This window comes from Pseudohalioglobus lutimaris (genome assembly GCF_002866825.1).
GTDB classification, from domain to species: domain Bacteria; phylum Pseudomonadota; class Gammaproteobacteria; order Pseudomonadales; family Halieaceae; genus Halioglobus; species Halioglobus lutimaris.
Genome location: NZ_PKUS01000023.1, coordinates 42,597 through 56,880 on the forward strand (window position 1 = coordinate 42,597; position 14,284 = coordinate 56,880).

At 54.3% G+C, this 14,284-nt stretch carries 11 protein-coding genes; 4 read left to right on the forward strand and 7 right to left on the reverse strand.

Translation table 11 applies throughout. The features are described 5' to 3' along the window. Positions 1-160: 160 nt before the first annotated feature. The 3 genes from C0039_RS15295 (at position 161) to C0039_RS15305 (ending at position 3,735) form a co-directional block, all read left to right on the forward strand. Entirely contained in the window at positions 161-730 is a 570-nt protein-coding gene (locus tag C0039_RS15295) for a hypothetical protein (RefSeq protein WP_101518550.1), read from the forward strand. A gap of 1 nt (position 731) precedes the next feature. Further along, the gene (locus C0039_RS15300) at positions 732-1,373 is read left to right on the forward strand and encodes a gamma-glutamylcyclotransferase family protein (protein ID WP_101518551.1); all 642 of its coding nucleotides are present in this window, start codon (positions 732-734) and stop codon (positions 1,371-1,373) included. Positions 1,374-1,485: 112 nt separating this feature from the next. Further along, positions 1,486-3,735: a TonB-dependent receptor plug domain-containing protein gene (locus tag C0039_RS15305; RefSeq protein ID WP_101518552.1), complete on the forward strand. Its 2,250-nt coding sequence runs from the start codon at positions 1,486-1,488 to the stop codon at positions 3,733-3,735. Here the strand turns inward: C0039_RS15305 and C0039_RS15310 are convergent. The 6 genes from C0039_RS15310 to C0039_RS15335 form a co-directional block, all read right to left on the reverse strand. Continuing rightward, positions 3,732-5,600: a hybrid sensor histidine kinase/response regulator gene (locus tag C0039_RS15310; protein WP_101518553.1), complete on the reverse strand. Its 1,869-nt coding sequence runs from the start codon at positions 5,598-5,600 to the stop codon at positions 3,732-3,734. The two genes, C0039_RS15305 and C0039_RS15310, sit on opposite strands and share 4 nt — an antisense overlap. 13 nt (positions 5,601-5,613) lie before the next feature. Next, a complete protein-coding gene (locus C0039_RS15315) occupies positions 5,614-6,426 on the reverse strand; it encodes a hypothetical protein (protein WP_133126019.1) in 813 nt (270 codons plus the stop codon). A 305-nt stretch (positions 6,427-6,731) separates the two neighbouring features. Then, on the reverse strand, positions 6,732-7,595 hold the full coding sequence (locus tag C0039_RS15320) for a phage integrase N-terminal domain-containing protein (protein WP_101518555.1): 864 nt from the start codon (positions 7,593-7,595) through the stop codon (positions 6,732-6,734). Positions 7,596-8,476: 881 nt separating this feature from the next. Beyond that, the gene (locus C0039_RS15325; RefSeq protein WP_101518556.1) at positions 8,477-9,523 is read right to left on the reverse strand and encodes a hypothetical protein; all 1,047 of its coding nucleotides are present in this window, start codon (positions 9,521-9,523) and stop codon (positions 8,477-8,479) included. A 194-nt stretch (positions 9,524-9,717) separates the two neighbouring features. Further along, a complete protein-coding gene (locus C0039_RS15330; protein WP_101518557.1) occupies positions 9,718-10,701 on the reverse strand; it encodes a ParB/RepB/Spo0J family partition protein in 984 nt (327 codons plus the stop codon). After that, positions 10,698-11,852 carry an AAA family ATPase gene (locus C0039_RS15335; protein WP_101518558.1) on the reverse strand — a complete coding sequence of 385 codons (1,155 nt, stop codon included), beginning with the start codon at positions 11,850-11,852 and terminating at the stop codon, positions 10,698-10,700. The genes C0039_RS15330 and C0039_RS15335 overlap by 4 nt, the downstream gene beginning before the upstream one ends. Before the next feature lie 562 nt (positions 11,853-12,414). Here C0039_RS15335 and C0039_RS15340 point away from each other — a divergent pair. Then, a complete protein-coding gene (locus C0039_RS15340; RefSeq protein ID WP_165787154.1) occupies positions 12,415-13,146 on the forward strand; it encodes a replication initiation protein in 732 nt (243 codons plus the stop codon). Here C0039_RS15340 and C0039_RS15345 read toward each other — a convergent pair. Next, a complete protein-coding gene (locus C0039_RS15345) occupies positions 13,134-14,165 on the reverse strand; it encodes a ParB/RepB/Spo0J family partition protein (RefSeq protein ID WP_165787155.1) in 1,032 nt (343 codons plus the stop codon). The two genes, C0039_RS15340 and C0039_RS15345, sit on opposite strands and share 13 nt — an antisense overlap. Positions 14,166-14,284: the final 119 nt, after the last annotated feature.

The following is a 14,284-nucleotide window of genomic DNA, read 5'->3' on the forward strand; positions in this document are numbered from 1 at the left end:
GATATTTGCCCCGCTGCATGTGAACTTCGTCCCATATTTTTACTCTGATGCTATATATTGTTTCACTTATTCTTCAAGAAATATAACAATGAATTTTAAGATGTCAACAATAGTTATAAAATTGGAGGCAAATTGAACAACAAGACGCCCGATCGCCCCTATGGCTACCAAATTGATCACCAAAAGCATGCTCCTTGACCTGGAGCAGATGGCGCTTGAGAACACGGCATTCCCCGATCGGCTGAATGCCCTTCTGGATGCGCTATCGGTGCCTGAGCATGGTCAGGGCCGCGCCATGTGGCTTGAAGAAGCGGCGGGCATTAAGCTGCTCGCCGCCACAAAATGGTTTTCGGGGACGAAACCGCGCCGTAGCAACCTGACCACTCTCGCTACATCCATCGAAGCGAACTACCCGGTGAATGTGACGAAGGAAGAGATCCTCGATTACTTATCGGGCAAACTTGTCAAATTGGATGTCAATGCCGAACTGGCTCGTAGTGGCCTGTCTCCGCCAGAGCAAGGCTTTATCCAGACAGTGGTTTCACGCGCTATGAAGGAAAAGAACCTGGACCCACTGGACCAGGACAATGCAGTTCTGTGGACCAAGGTTGTTATCCGCGTTGCGCGCTACTACGCGGTCAAGGCGTCCAAAGGTGCTGCTCCCGATGAAGACACCGTGTTGGCCACCGCGTCTGCCTTTCTCGATTTAGCTATCCTGGACGCTATCTAGTATGTTCGACCGCTCATGGCTGAAATGGCTAGTCGGCCTTTGCATTGGCGTTCCTGCGAGCTTCGTCCTAGGCGTAAACCTCTATATCCAGCTGCCGCCACAATCGCCCGAACCTCATCTGGAATCCGTTGTGGGTTACTTCGCCTACGGTTCCAACATGAATGATCGCTACTTCACACGCGTTCGAGGTATTGTCCGTAGTTCCAGTGAAATGGCCTCATTGCCAGACTACGAAGTGGCCTTTAACCTTAATGGTATTCCCAGCATCGAGCCATCGTTTGCGAACCTGGCTCCCGCAAAGGGAGGCAGGGCCTACGGTGTATTTCATAGATTGCCTGCGGGTGAACTGGAAAGAGTATTGGGGAGCGAGGGAGACTCATACAACGTACGCACCGTTACTGTCTATCTGAAAGACGGCTCCACGGCGATTGCCAAAACACTGATTTCGGATCCCAGTCTGGAGCTACCGGTAACGCCCTCCAAACGATACCTCGGTTATATGCATGAAGCCGCACTGGCCTATGACATGCCGCCAGAAATCATCGCACGTTACAACCCAGATCAGGGTGCCTACATCCCCGTGGTGTCCGAACTTTTCGGCGCCGCCATGCACACGGGTGTCTGGGTGTTCGCGCGCCTCTGAACAAGGACCAAGACACATTGCCTATTGGCGCCTTGTTTTCATGCTCACTTGTGGCTACCTTTATTTCATGGATGACCATTCTAATTAGGGACGATGAATCAATTGCTTTCTTATGGCGTATATATGTAAGAACCTCTGGTACGGCTTTGCTCTGTTAATCTCTTTTAGCGCTTTTGCTGCGGACACGATTGAGGACTTTCCTCTCGAACCGGACCCTTTCGTGGATGACAGCAACAAAGACAGCGTGCAAATCTTTATTACCCCCACGCGCATGGCCTCCTCGATTATCGATTCGCCCAATGCTGTCACGTCCCTGGATGTATCAACATTGCGTAAGCTCGGTATCACCGAGATGGTTGACGCTATGCGCCTGGTACCCGGCATGATGGTCAGCGAAACGCACGGCTCTGACGTCTCCGTCGGCTACCACGGTGCCAATGTCAACGTGCCTCGCCGCAGCGAAGTGCTCTACAACTCTAACCGCCTACACCGCCCCGGCTATGCTGGTGCACATTGGTATCGATTACCCATCGACCTACAGGATCTCAATTTTATTGAAGTCGTACGCGGGCCCAGTCCTGAATATGGCACCAATGCCATGACATCCACGGTCAACCTTATTCAGGATACAGTGGCTACCCGAGGCCTCTACGGTTCAGTCCGCATCGGCGATGCCTCTACTCGCGATGTTTTTCTCAACGGCGGTTGGTTGATCGGGGACGCCCAGTTAGGGCTGCGTTATTTTCATCGCGAAAACGACGGCTTTGATGGCTCTGTGGGGCTCGAGGGGAACTACGCCAATGAAGTGTCTACTGACTCCCTCATGGTCAATGTCGAACACCGACTCGCTAACGGCTGGGTGTTCGATGTGGCGGCATCCTATGCTGATTCCAATTATCAGGTGCCAGGCTTTGGACACCTCGTCCCCGATGACCCTTTTGTTGAGGTGGCCCTGGAGAATTTTCGTGTTGCCCCGGATGCCGATGAAACCGCTGGCTTCATCTCCACCAAGCTGCATGGCGGGCTATCAACTGGCGGAATTTCACATGAAATGACCGTTGGGCTTAACTACAGCAACTTCAGCCGGGATCAGGTGATCAGCCTATGCGGTAATAACTTCGCCTTTGACCCACGGGTCTCGGAAGTGGACCAGCTGCCCTCTGTTCACTTTCACGTGGATGATCAGCTAGCCGTGGTTACTGCGATGATCACAGGGAACCTGGTGCTTGAGCATTCCCTTGTGGCAACACCGACACCTGCAGAACAAGCGACCATCGACGCTTTGGGCCCCTACTTGCAAAGCTATGGGCTTTCCATGTTGGACGTAAAATGCGGCCTCACTGATCAGGACCTCGACGAGGACCGGTATGAAATCAACACGTATGTCGTCTCACACTTAAGCGACTCACTACAAAACGCATTCAGTATATCCTATACGCACAACAGTATCACCGCACAAACATACCTCAATGGCACCGTCGATCAGGACTCAATTCATATCTCCGATACGCTCAGGTACTCACCAAATGCACGATGGGTTTTCAACGGCACACTGTCCCTGGAAACCGCCGATAACGTCGATACGTCCGACGCGTTCTCCTACAGGCTATCGGCAAACTATCTTATCCAGCAGGACTGGGTGCTTCGTGCCATGCATGCACGGTTCGAACGATTGCCTGATGTGTACGAGACCAGCAGACACTGGACCTATTACACAGAGTATGACCCCGGGGTGGTAGATCATCTGGAACGGACCGCCGGTTATCTGACCCGAGTCGCTGTCTCGCCGGATGACCTTGAGCCTGAAATCCTGTCGAACTTCGAAATTGGACTTTCCTACAGTGCGTTCAACCGACTTCAGGCCGACGTCAAAATTTTCTATGAGGACTACAACGATCTCATCTCTGAGTCATTCAACTACGTCGATTTCAAGTTAACCAACAATGGTGAACTGCAGACCCAGGGTATCGAGCTCGGTCTCCATCACACGACTGAACTCGGTATTGAATGGGGTGCCTCGTACACCTATATGGACGTCGATTCCGATACGCCTTATGAACTCTCCTTGCGGCCCGATCATTCCGGGTCCTTGTGGGCCATTCTGCCTCTGGGACCAAAGACCTGGCTGTCGGGCGTCTATTATGGAGCCGCAAACGTTGCTGAGGGCTCCTACGATCGCTTCGATTTCACCTTGACGCACCGAATCGATATGGATCGAGGACACCTTGATCTCCAAGCTAATTACCGTCGCTACCCTGACGGCATTAATGCTTTCACCGAGATTTCCTCTATTACACCCAATGTTGCATTGGTTGACGGCCAGGATCGCCTCTTCTTCACTGCCTCGCTGTCGTTCTTCTAAGTTTTTCCCTTACCCTTTTTGGCCTCTAGCCGTTCTATTAAGCGGTAATCCACGCCGCTGGAGCGCTTAATCGTCATTCTACGGAGCAACTCAATGACCTCTGCCTTGCCGAGAGGCTTTCGAATTGTGGTGTAGTCCTCATCCTCATCTGCGTCATTTTCTGACAAGACGACGATATACATGTTCTCTTGGCGTTTTCTAGCCTCCGGTACAAAACCGTCCACATCAATGTCCTCGATTGATTCATCTACGAGCAGAACATCCACCTCGTGTTCTGCCAGCACCGTGAGGGCTTCGATCGCAGTATCTGAATGCAGATTCACCATTTCATAGTGTGACAAGTAATCTTCGAGAACATGACGTTCGTTATCACTCGAACCGACGATGAGCGCGATCTTTCCCTTCACGTCATACTTTTCTTCGATTAGCTTACCGCCCCGCTGTATGGGCAGCTCTACCGTGAACTCACTGCCTACGCCTGCCTGGCTGACCACCTCTAGAGACCCACCTTGCCGCTGGATGAGTTCCCTTGCAATATATAACCCCAACCCGCTGCCCGGATGTGCACCCTCCTCCAGCTCAAAATGGGAATATCGCTCGAAGACCCGTTCCAGGTTCTCAGCCTCTATGCCGAGACCGTTGTCGCGCACCGTTATGGTAAGAAGGTCTTCGGACCCCTCTCGTTTAATCACCCTCCAGTGGACACGCACCTCGCCTTCCGGAGTAAATTTAAGTGAATTTTCCAGCAGCTTCTCCAGTACGACATCCAGCGTGCGCACATCAATTTTATATTTTGCCTGTTCTGCACTCCCTTTAGCTTCCACAAAGTAACCAAGTCGTTTTACCTCGAAACGTGGCCGGTAGAGGCCCTCTAACAGGTCAAAGTAGTCACCCAGTTCTATTTCGTTTTCAACCTCTTCCCCCCTGGCGTCACTCAGCTTGCCGAGCATGGCCAAAACCGAGAGTTTGACGCGTTCGGCGTTGTCCAGGATCAACTGCGGGTCGACCTGCTCTGAGCCCCCTTTTTGGTTCAACTTTAGCAGCTCAACCACCTGCATGACCGGCTTGGCGATTTCCCGAGTGGCCATCTCGTAGAACGACCTTGTCTCCCTGTCTGACTGCACCGCCCGCTCGACTGCCTCTTCAAGCTCGGTTACTGCCCGTCCCTGCCTGTCCCTCGCGATATCAAGATTTGTAGACAGTTGGTTGACGCCCCTCGTAATCACATCGAATTCCGAGACGAACGGATCAGAAGAGACTTCTACGCCCGATTCACCTTCAGCGATACGGCCCAGTGCATGGGTGATCGAGGACACAGATTTCCACAGGATCCTCATCGCCATCAGAATCACCAACAGACCGAGAAGCAGAAGCACCACAATCATTGCGCGAAATTCTGAAACCAGCCGCTCCTTCTCTTTGGTCAACACGTGGGGCGACAGTTGGTAGAGGGCCATGCCCACATAGACAGTTTTATCGCCAACCTCATCTTCGAACAGCCCATCTACCGCTGCTTCAATAAACAGTTTCTCCCTGTACTCAATGAGGCGAATCCCCTCCTCTATCGGCAGATTACTGTTTTGCGCCCTGGCGACGACGTCTCCTTCGGCATCTTCTACCTGTACGGCGAACACCAGGTCATTGCTCGCCATTGCCGCTACTATTCTTTTTATGCTTTCTTCATCTCCTACTGCCAAGGGGTACCGCAACGCTTCACTCCCCGTGGTCTTAATCATTTCCTCCATGACCGACAGGGCGACTTCCGAGGACTTTTCGACCGCAGGGCCGAATAGTCGCCAAGATATCGAGCTGATTAAGAGCACGCCCACCAACGATGGAATGATGATGAGCGCGAAGAGCGGCATTCGTAGTCGTTTCCTAGCCACCGTTGACCTCCGCTTCCAATGCGTGCAGTTCTTCTTCGGTGATTACCCTTCCGTACAAATTCCGAAGTACGGTTTTGTTGATATCCACGCTGACTCGGTCGGGCTGCTTGCCGACGAGTTCGCCGCTCTGCATCAAGTGCTCGATGGAGCGAACAACAGCTTCTTCAAGCTGCTCGGGTTTGTAATAAGTGGCCGCGGCAGCTCCCTGATTAAGTAGGGAGTGGATGGAGACAATTGCGGGTTTCCGATGGCGGAAAAGTGTTTCTAGAGAGAGCCGGTAATCGGTCGCCTTAAAGATCCTGGAATCCAGTGGTAGAAGTAAGACGCCCCAACGTCCTTCGTCAATGAGCCGGCCCAGGCCCTTAGCGACCCCCTCCGGCGGAACGGGCAGCAGTATATGAGGAACGTGCTCAGGCTTGGCTTGATCTTTAGCAAATCCACCCGACAGCATGGCTGTCTCTACGCCAGGAAAGAGAGCCTCAGCAAGACGCCCCATGGAGGACAATGGTGTGTCTGCGAAGATCGGGACCACAGGCTGACTACAGCTGGCAGCAATATCGGCAAAGCGGCTCTGATACAGGTAGGTGGCGAGAACGGGTGTCTCTCTATCTTTCTCACAGAACTCGGCTAGTCCTGCTAGTCCCACAGTAATGGCGAGATTTACCCGGCCAAGCTGGTCTGCGCTCCAATGCTCTTCCAGAAGCGCAGCCAGGCGTTCTCGGTAAGCCGCTTTACCGCCATGAATGGTGACATCGGCCGAGGCACTGGAGACAAATATCAGGGTAGCGCAGCAGACCAATGCCACTTTTGCAGCGGCTCGACGAATCCTATGTCTCCATGGGCCCAGCACTAATTGTTGTTCTCGGTGGACAAGCGCATGGCTTCAACTCAGCCTGAGGAGTCCGCGGGATGGAGGGAGCCAGATGGCCAGATATGACTGTTCAGCGGTTGGGATGCTATGGGGTTAAAGGGCGTATGGGGAGGCAGATTGAACCGCCTTTGCAACGAATTGATGTGGACCTTCCTGCCTTCCTTGCTCACAGATCACTATCATCCTGATCATTATTTTCATCACAGTGTAGAAGTTTGTGCGTAGTCCCGCACCCTCCCCTAACCGCAGTACACAGCCACAATACTCAGGCGCTCATGCCCTAACTCGCGGCTGATCGCCTGCCGCGCTATCTCGTCTTTTTCCCGCTCTTGTGGACTGAGTTCGCGGCGATTGGGACCGCCGGCGGCGGGACATGGCCGGCCGGTTAAATCTTCATAACGGGTATGGGCATAGGCATGGCGAAGACCGTGGTTCTTGTCCAACCCCGCCTTACTGGTGTTACGCTCGTAGGTGCGCATCTGCTGGTAGTAGTTCTTGTTCGAAGGGATCAATGCGCCGCCGCCGGCGAAGGCGCGCACTTCATCAAGCAGCTGTCGCTGCGCCGCGGTGCGTACTGGAATTTCTCGCGCCTTGCCCCCTTTAGTCCAGCTCGCCTTGAGGACAATTTTTTCCCCCTTGTCCGCGTAGCTGGGGCTGAATTTGATCGCCTCTTCCCGACGTAGGCCGAAGCTTTCCTGCAACTTCAGCGAGTATCTTGTGTGGTGGTCAGTGACCTTTTCGAGGCGCTCCGCATCCAGAGACCGGGTCTTATCTTCACCCGTGACATAAACGCGACGCTCTATGTGGTAGTGATCATTACTCCTGGCAACGACGGCCGGTTTACCCACTTTATCCGCCCACCAGCGAACGTGGGAAAGCCGATTTTTAATGGTGCCTGGAGTCAACTCCTGGGCCTGCCAATGTGCGACAAGCGCTTCCACGTGTTTCGGTTTCAGGCCTGCCGGTTGCATCTTGCGGTAGCCCAAATCGTGGAGCGTATTGGCCGTTTGCTGGAGGATGGCATGGCGTGTTGCCTGGGTGGAGTGAGATCCTTCCCGGCTATCGAAAACGAGCTTTTTCAGCCCGAAATTGAGATCACGCAATCGCCTCTCCCCTGCCTCACTTAGATGCCTATTTTCGCCGCCAACAACCACTGTTTTTTCACCCGATTGTTGGCGTAATGTGTCCTCCGTTTTCACGCCGCTGTCCGACCGGATTTATTCTTCGTACTGATCCGTTCGGTAAGTTTTCATGCTCACAAGGTCGTCATAGCGACGCTTGTTCCTGCCAGGCAGGGAACGAGCTGAAAGCGTTTTCTTGTTGCCTGAACCATCAGGCAGAGGTGTGTTCACCTGTTGGGAATCGGTCACCTCATTGCGGTCTGGGCTATACCCTGGACAGCGGTTTTGCTGCGATTATCGGTGCAGCGCCGATGTACCTTTTAGCGTCTTTTCCTCCTCTTCTGTGCGATGAACATGCATTGCAGGCAGAAGCGCGCACCCATTGGGTGAACGCTTCTACCCTCCGGGTGTGCGTCGGCGGAGCCGACGTTGTCAGTCGCCAAACGGCTGACAAGATGCAGGGTGTCCCTGCTGCGAGATGCTACTTACAGTAGCCAGTCTGCGCCGCCATTCTATGGCGACTTTTTTGAGGTAGTCAATGGTGAATTTTTGGGCATCACTTGTTTGTCATGCCATTTTCGGGCGTCACACGCCCGCAAGGCCCCGGGAACCGGGGCTATTGGCACGCCAGGCGTCTGGCGTCACTACCCCTAATTGGGGTTCGTGCCTCACCCGTAGTGACGCCAGGGCGTGCCCTCAGGCCAAAGCCTGACTGGGCGTTGCACCCGAGTCCCCGCGCTACCCTCCATACCCTGTTCATGGTCGACAGCAAGCCAAACCAAACCCTCCCGCGAAAGGTGCCCTACTATGTCGTTCGTGATTTTGAGCCGACCCGAGCTGTGGATAACTTCGGGGCCAATCACTCAATCCAGGGTGGTCAGATTCTCAATGACAAAGCGCCCCACTGGCGGCGGATCTGACCACAGCACTGAGGCGTCTTCCAGCACATAGCCCCTAACCCGAGGATCGCGCTGGCGCAATTTCCCGCGAAAGAGCTGGCGCCCTTCAGAAGTGCGCTTATACACCTTCAGGCGATCGAAGCGGTTCTTCACCCGCTTCACATCGGCGTCCAATGCCAGGCGCTCAATGCACCACTCGAAGGCTGCCGGATATTCCAGGAAGGTTCGTCCATCGCGATCGACCTGCACCGCATCCCGAGGCTGGTTAAAGGACAGTGAACCATCCTGGAGGCCTTCGCGCAGCGCGGCCAACATGGCCCTTCCCGAGCCCGGAGCTGGTTTGCTTTCAGCGGGTTGCTTCATACGCGTGCCAGGGCCCGGCTGAGCGGCCTCACTGCCCGGTTCGCTTGCCACGTTTTCAGCCTGGGCCTGGGGTCTCTGTTGGGCCCACTGTTTGTCGCGGATGGCCGCGGCGTAGAGACCGCCGATCTCCGAGTGCTCGAAGAAGCCCAGCCAGTCTTCCCACACCATCGCATCTTCCTGCAGTCGTGCAAGACCATCTGCGGTGAGGATGCGTGCGGCGGCGCTCGCCGGCAATGTTTGGTCATCGCCATCGTGGGCCAGCAGGCAGTCAACGGCCATGGCAGTGATCAGCGCGTAGGTATAGACGATCTCGTATTTGCGGTAATCGCTGCCCGGGCGCTTGAGGGGCAAGCGCAATGACCAACGATAATGGCAAGCGGCCGTGGTGTTGTTCAGCAGCGCGATCACTGTCGCCTCGGCCTCAGTATCTTGCTGGACTTTCTTCAAGGCAGACAACAGAGCGACGTAGACCGGAACGATGTTTTCTTCGAAAGCCCGGCGGTCGTGAGTGGCCTCCGCTTCCCACAGGCCCGAGATCGCCTGATTGAGTTCTAGGGCCCTGCTGGCCTTGGAGCGGCCAGCGGGGAATGAGGTAGCGCCCCGTCCTCCCCTACCCTTCAGGCGAGCCAGAAAACGCCTCAGGGGCACGTAGCGATCCCTGGCGTCATCGGCGTGCTAGTTGGCCGAGGGCGCTCCTGAGCGCCCTTAGAGGCCTCTGCGCTATTCAAGACGCTCCACCCTGCCCCGTTTTCAGCTACTCCGAGGCTTTCTTGCGGCTGTTTCTGCTGGAGAGAATCCATAATATCCTTTTAAATCAATATGTTATGAGTGTTAACCATTGGTTAACTCTCTGCAGTGGTGGCCAGCATGTCCCTGACCGCCTCATTGAGGATCGATTCTGCCTTGTCCCCTGCCCTTTTCGCAAAGTCCGCTTCGATGGTCAGGGTCAGTTTGCCATTGGGCCGGCTCGTTGTAGTCACCAGTCGCTTACTGCCGTGCTTGAAGTAGACCTTTTCTTTGGCGCTCGGCTTGCTGGCCCTGGTCGCCGCCGCGGCCTTTAGCTCGGTCAGAATGCGCGGCAATGCGACGCCCTCCTCGCTTCCAAGTTCAAGCGCCTTGTTGATCACCTTGCTGGCTGACTTCTTGTCCTCGAGTAAGACCTGCAGTTCGAGAGCTTTCTGAGTGCTCAACTCTCGCGTGTGGGGTTTGAGCAGTTCCCTCACCTCGTCGACGTGAAACAAACGCGCCGCTTTCATCAGTTTGGAGATGTACGGTTTCTTGACCCTCAATGAGTCTGCCAGTTCTGTTTGTGTCTTGAAGACCCCGGCGCGGATGAGTTCATCGAAGGACAGCGCTTTTTCAAATTCGCTGATGTCCTCTGACTCTTCGTTCTCGACGTGCATCAGCAACGCGCATTCCTGGTCGCTGGCGTCGGTGACTCTGGCCTTGAACTTGGCGCCATCAATTTGCGAGGCCGCATAGCATCGACGCATACCGAAGATGACTTCGTAATCGATGCCCTCCTCGCCCTTCACTTCCCGTACCAGGCCCAGCTCCTGTTGCCCTTCCTTGCGAATGGATTCGATCAGCGAGCTACAGGCATCCGGGGTCAGCCAGGCGTCCGGGCGGTTGTGGTGAGCCCAGGGGCGACATTTCCCCGGATCGATCTCTTTGTACTTCAAGGTGCGCTGGATGGCGGTATTTGTGCCCTGGACGGCATCGACCGCTGGAATGACAGGATCTGAAGGCGTCTGCACTTTTTGGGTCGGAGCTTCGGAACCACGCGTATTGCTTTTGACCAGTTCTGACAACTTAGGCTTTTTCATGACGCTTGATCCTCCCAGGATTTCCTTATGAGTCCTTCGATCTCTCCGAACACCTCATCGAGCATGTCCATGACCGCATTGTCGCGTTCGCCTTTGGGTAGATCGTATAGGGTTTGGTATAGGCTCGCTGCGTTGGGTATCTGTGACGTCGATGAGAAGATGCTACGCAGCATGGACATGCCGAATCGGTCGCGCATGATGTCAAGGAAGTCCATCTGGCGGCCTTTGTTTTTCTCCACTTTGGTTGGCATGACCTTGATGAAGTCGAATTTCTTACCTGGGGTGATCGATTCCACCACGCGTTTGACCATCTTGAAATACTGCGCGGTGGAAGCAAAGTCATAGAGACTTGGCGGTGTCGGCACCACAACAGCGTCCGCAGCAGCCAGGATGTTAATTGAAATCATGCCCAGGGCAGGGGGGCTGTCCATCAACACAATATCGTAATTCGCTTCAACCGTACGGATGCCTTCCCGCAGTTCCTGGTAGTACGACAGCCGCTCTTCTGGTGTCTCGGCGTGGGTCACGGCATTGAATAACCCGAACTCCACCTCGTACCAGGGCAGACAGGAGGGCACCAGGTCGATACCCGGGAAGTAGGTTTGCTTGATCGCGTAGTCAATGGAGTCCTTAGTGCCGTCGATATACAGTGCCATCGTGTCTTTTTCGGTGAAGGCATGATCGGGGATGTAGCCGAAGCTGCTGGTGGCGGAGGCCTGGGGATCACAATCGACGATCAATACCCGGTAGCCGCGGATCGCCAGGTACTGGGCAAAATACACTGTACTTACGGACTTAGCGACGCCGCCTTTAAAGCTCTGCATTGAGAGGACCTTGCAGCTTTGTCCTGGCTTGCGTCGGGGCGAGGTACCGAAGATGTCCCTGAGCTCGTTGATTTGTTCCAGGGTGTAGCCTTTGACCCGGCCGGATTTCTCATGGCGTGCGGGGATGACAGGGCGGTTTGGGTCGCTTTCCTGGCGGGATAGGGTGGTACGGGATCGCTGTACCATTGTCTCAGCTTCTGCCACACTGAAGTGACGCTCCAGCTGCTTCTCCAGCTTGGGTGACATACCATGATCTTTGAGCACTTCCAGAGTGTCTTCACACTTGGTAATGATCTCTTCGAGTTGCTCGATTCCTGGGGAAAACATTGTTGGCTCCGTATTTTTCTCTTAATGGTGAATTATTTTCATTTAATCACAAATAAACTCGCCATTTAAGTTCAAGTTTCTTACGTTAAGGTTTTTGTAGCATGACGTGGCTGAAATCCTTCTTCGGACACTAATTTTTCCCCTGATAGATACAGTTGTATTTATCTTTGTTATTAAACCCTGTTATTTAATCTTGTTATTGGAAGTTATCCACAAGCCCCGAAAGCCTTATATAGCAAGGGTTTGCGGGAGGAGGGCGGTTGTAAAGGTGCCCTGATGTGTCGTTAAAGGTGCCCAGGAATGTCGTAAGGGTGACACGTCTTGTCGTTAAAGGTGCCCCAAAGCGTCGTTGTAATTTTAACCACTGGTCGCTCCCCTAATGGTCCAATTTTTGACCTAACGACGCTTTATGGCACCTTTGTTCCTGCCAGTTTTGGCTTCCGATTAACCGTATTTCGGGGCGTTTCTACTAAAGGTGCCCTATTATGTCGTTCGTCCCAGGGATTGCCTTGCCAGTGCGATCAATCTATATTGGTGCCATTAAGAATAACGGATGTCACCTATGGGGTACTTGGAGCCAAAACCGCAGAAGTCGGTGACGCAGGATTATGAACTGATCCATGCGGTACAGCGAATGGATGTGCGGCCTAAGCAGTTATTGCTGACAGCAATTTCCCATGTAAATCCCGAGGTGCCTCTGTCGAAGCAACCGCGGCCATTCTCTGTCGACATTACCGCCCAGCAGTGGACCGAAACCTGGGGTGAGCGATTGAATCCGTACCGTGATCTCAAAGACTCTGTTGAGGCGCTGCAAGGCAAGCGCTTCTGGATCCAGAATGATGCCCGAAAGAAGTCCTGGCGCAACTGGATTACGGGCGCTGAATACCATGAAAGGGAAGGGCGGGTGACCGTGCATTTGCACCACGATCTGATGCCTTACCTGTGCGGTTCTATGCCGGTGTTTTCTACCCTGCGTATCTTGCACATCAAGGGGCTACGGTCGTTTGCCAGTATTCGCCTGTATGAATTGACCAACCAGTTCCGCCAGTCCGGTATTCGCCAGATATCCCTGGATGAACTACGCAGCCTGCTGGCCACCAAGGATTCGCACCCGCGCTTCACGGATTTTCGGCGTAAGGTTCTGGATAAAGCGGTGTCAGAGGTTAACAGCAAGACGGATCTTGAGGTGTCCTGGGAGCCGGTGAAAAAAGGCCGCAGCGTCTCGGGCATCAAGTTCTTTATAAAAACCAGTACGCAGCCGGATATGTTCCCGCTGGGCGTTCAGTCCAGCTGAGGATCGGTGTTTGCGCCCAACTCCAGCAGCAGGGCATTGGTTTCCCGTTTGTTATCGACTTTCATCGTTAAGGTGCCCCGCAATAGCGGGTCCGTTTCTATCTGTCTATCCAGCTTTTCCAGCAGGCCCTTCAGCTCCGACAAGCTGTGAAAGGGCATCTCCACATAGCCTTTCTGGTGTCCGCCATCCAGGGCGATAGTGGTGGGGGTTCCGAAGCTCTCCGATAGAGCCCGTTCCATGAGGCCCAGGTCGCCCAAACGGTGTTTTTTCTGGCCTCTGGGGTTCGCTACTTTCTTGGGCCGCTCGTAATCCGGGTGAACCAGCTCATACAGGGTGCGGGTGGACATCATCCCCTTGCTGGCCTGGGCTGCCAGGCGTTCCTGGCGTTCAGGGGAGGGCTCGGCCAGCAGGGTTTTGGCGTCCCATTGTGTAAGCAGGCCTTGTTGTAGCAGTTCCCGTGTGCGTGGTTGCAGCCCTTTGAGCAGCCGGAGTCGGTTGGAGAGGGTGGTGCGGTTGATGCACAGGGCGTTAGCCAGGGTCTGAATCTTCCATCTCTGGTCGGGTTTTGAGAAATGCTCGATGGCGGTCTGGGCCGCGGCCGCGTAGAGCAGGGGAGAGGTCACCAGGCCGGCCGCTTTCTGGTCCTGGGCAGCGTATTCAATGGCGTAGAAAGCCGCATCGCTGTTATTGCACTCGATGAGCCCCAGGGGAATATTTGGGGAGTGGGGATAGGCATCTTTGTGGACAAAGGCCTCCAGTCGTTCCCAGCCCACCAGGACTTCCACCGTGTGGCCTTCCGTAGTGGCTATTTTTCGAGCAATGACAGGGCCGGGAGGTCCGCCTAGCTCAAGTGCATGGTCGATCAGGGCGTTTTGTTGAGCATCTGGGATTTCAGGGGAGATCGCGTAAGGAGCCCGCCTGATCTGCGCACGTTCGATGTTTTGCATGGCTGGGGCCAGCAACTTGATTAACCTGTTTCGCCGTTCGTTGTTGCTGGCTTTGCTAGGTTGCCCTTTCATATTAACAATACCGTTCCGCGCGGAACGGTTTATTTTACAGCGTGTGTTTACCTGCTGCAATTGCTCTGCATGCGGTGAATAGCCGGCAGGGTGGGCGGGTATATAGCTCCCGTCATCCG

Coding starts and splice junctions, on each gene's coding strand:
- C0039_RS15340 (WP_165787154.1), top strand. CDS start 12,415: ATGGGGTACTTGGAGCCAAAACCGCAGAAGTCGGTGACGCAGGATTAT.
- C0039_RS15300 (WP_101518551.1), top strand. CDS start 732: ATGTTCGACCGCTCATGGCTGAAATGGCTAGTCGGCCTTTGCATTGGC.
- C0039_RS15335 (WP_101518558.1), bottom strand. CDS start 11,852: ATGTTTTCCCCAGGAATCGAGCAACTCGAAGAGATCATTACCAAGTGT.
- C0039_RS15345 (WP_165787155.1), bottom strand. CDS start 14,165: ATGAAAGGGCAACCTAGCAAAGCCAGCAACAACGAACGGCGAAACAGG.
- C0039_RS15330 (WP_101518557.1), bottom strand. CDS start 10,701: ATGAAAAAGCCTAAGTTGTCAGAACTGGTCAAAAGCAATACGCGTGGT.
- C0039_RS15305 (WP_101518552.1), top strand. CDS start 1,486: ATGGCGTATATATGTAAGAACCTCTGGTACGGCTTTGCTCTGTTAATC.
- C0039_RS15295 (WP_101518550.1), top strand. CDS start 161: ATGGCTACCAAATTGATCACCAAAAGCATGCTCCTTGACCTGGAGCAG.
- C0039_RS15310 (WP_101518553.1), bottom strand. CDS start 5,600: ATGCCGCTCTTCGCGCTCATCATCATTCCATCGTTGGTGGGCGTGCTC.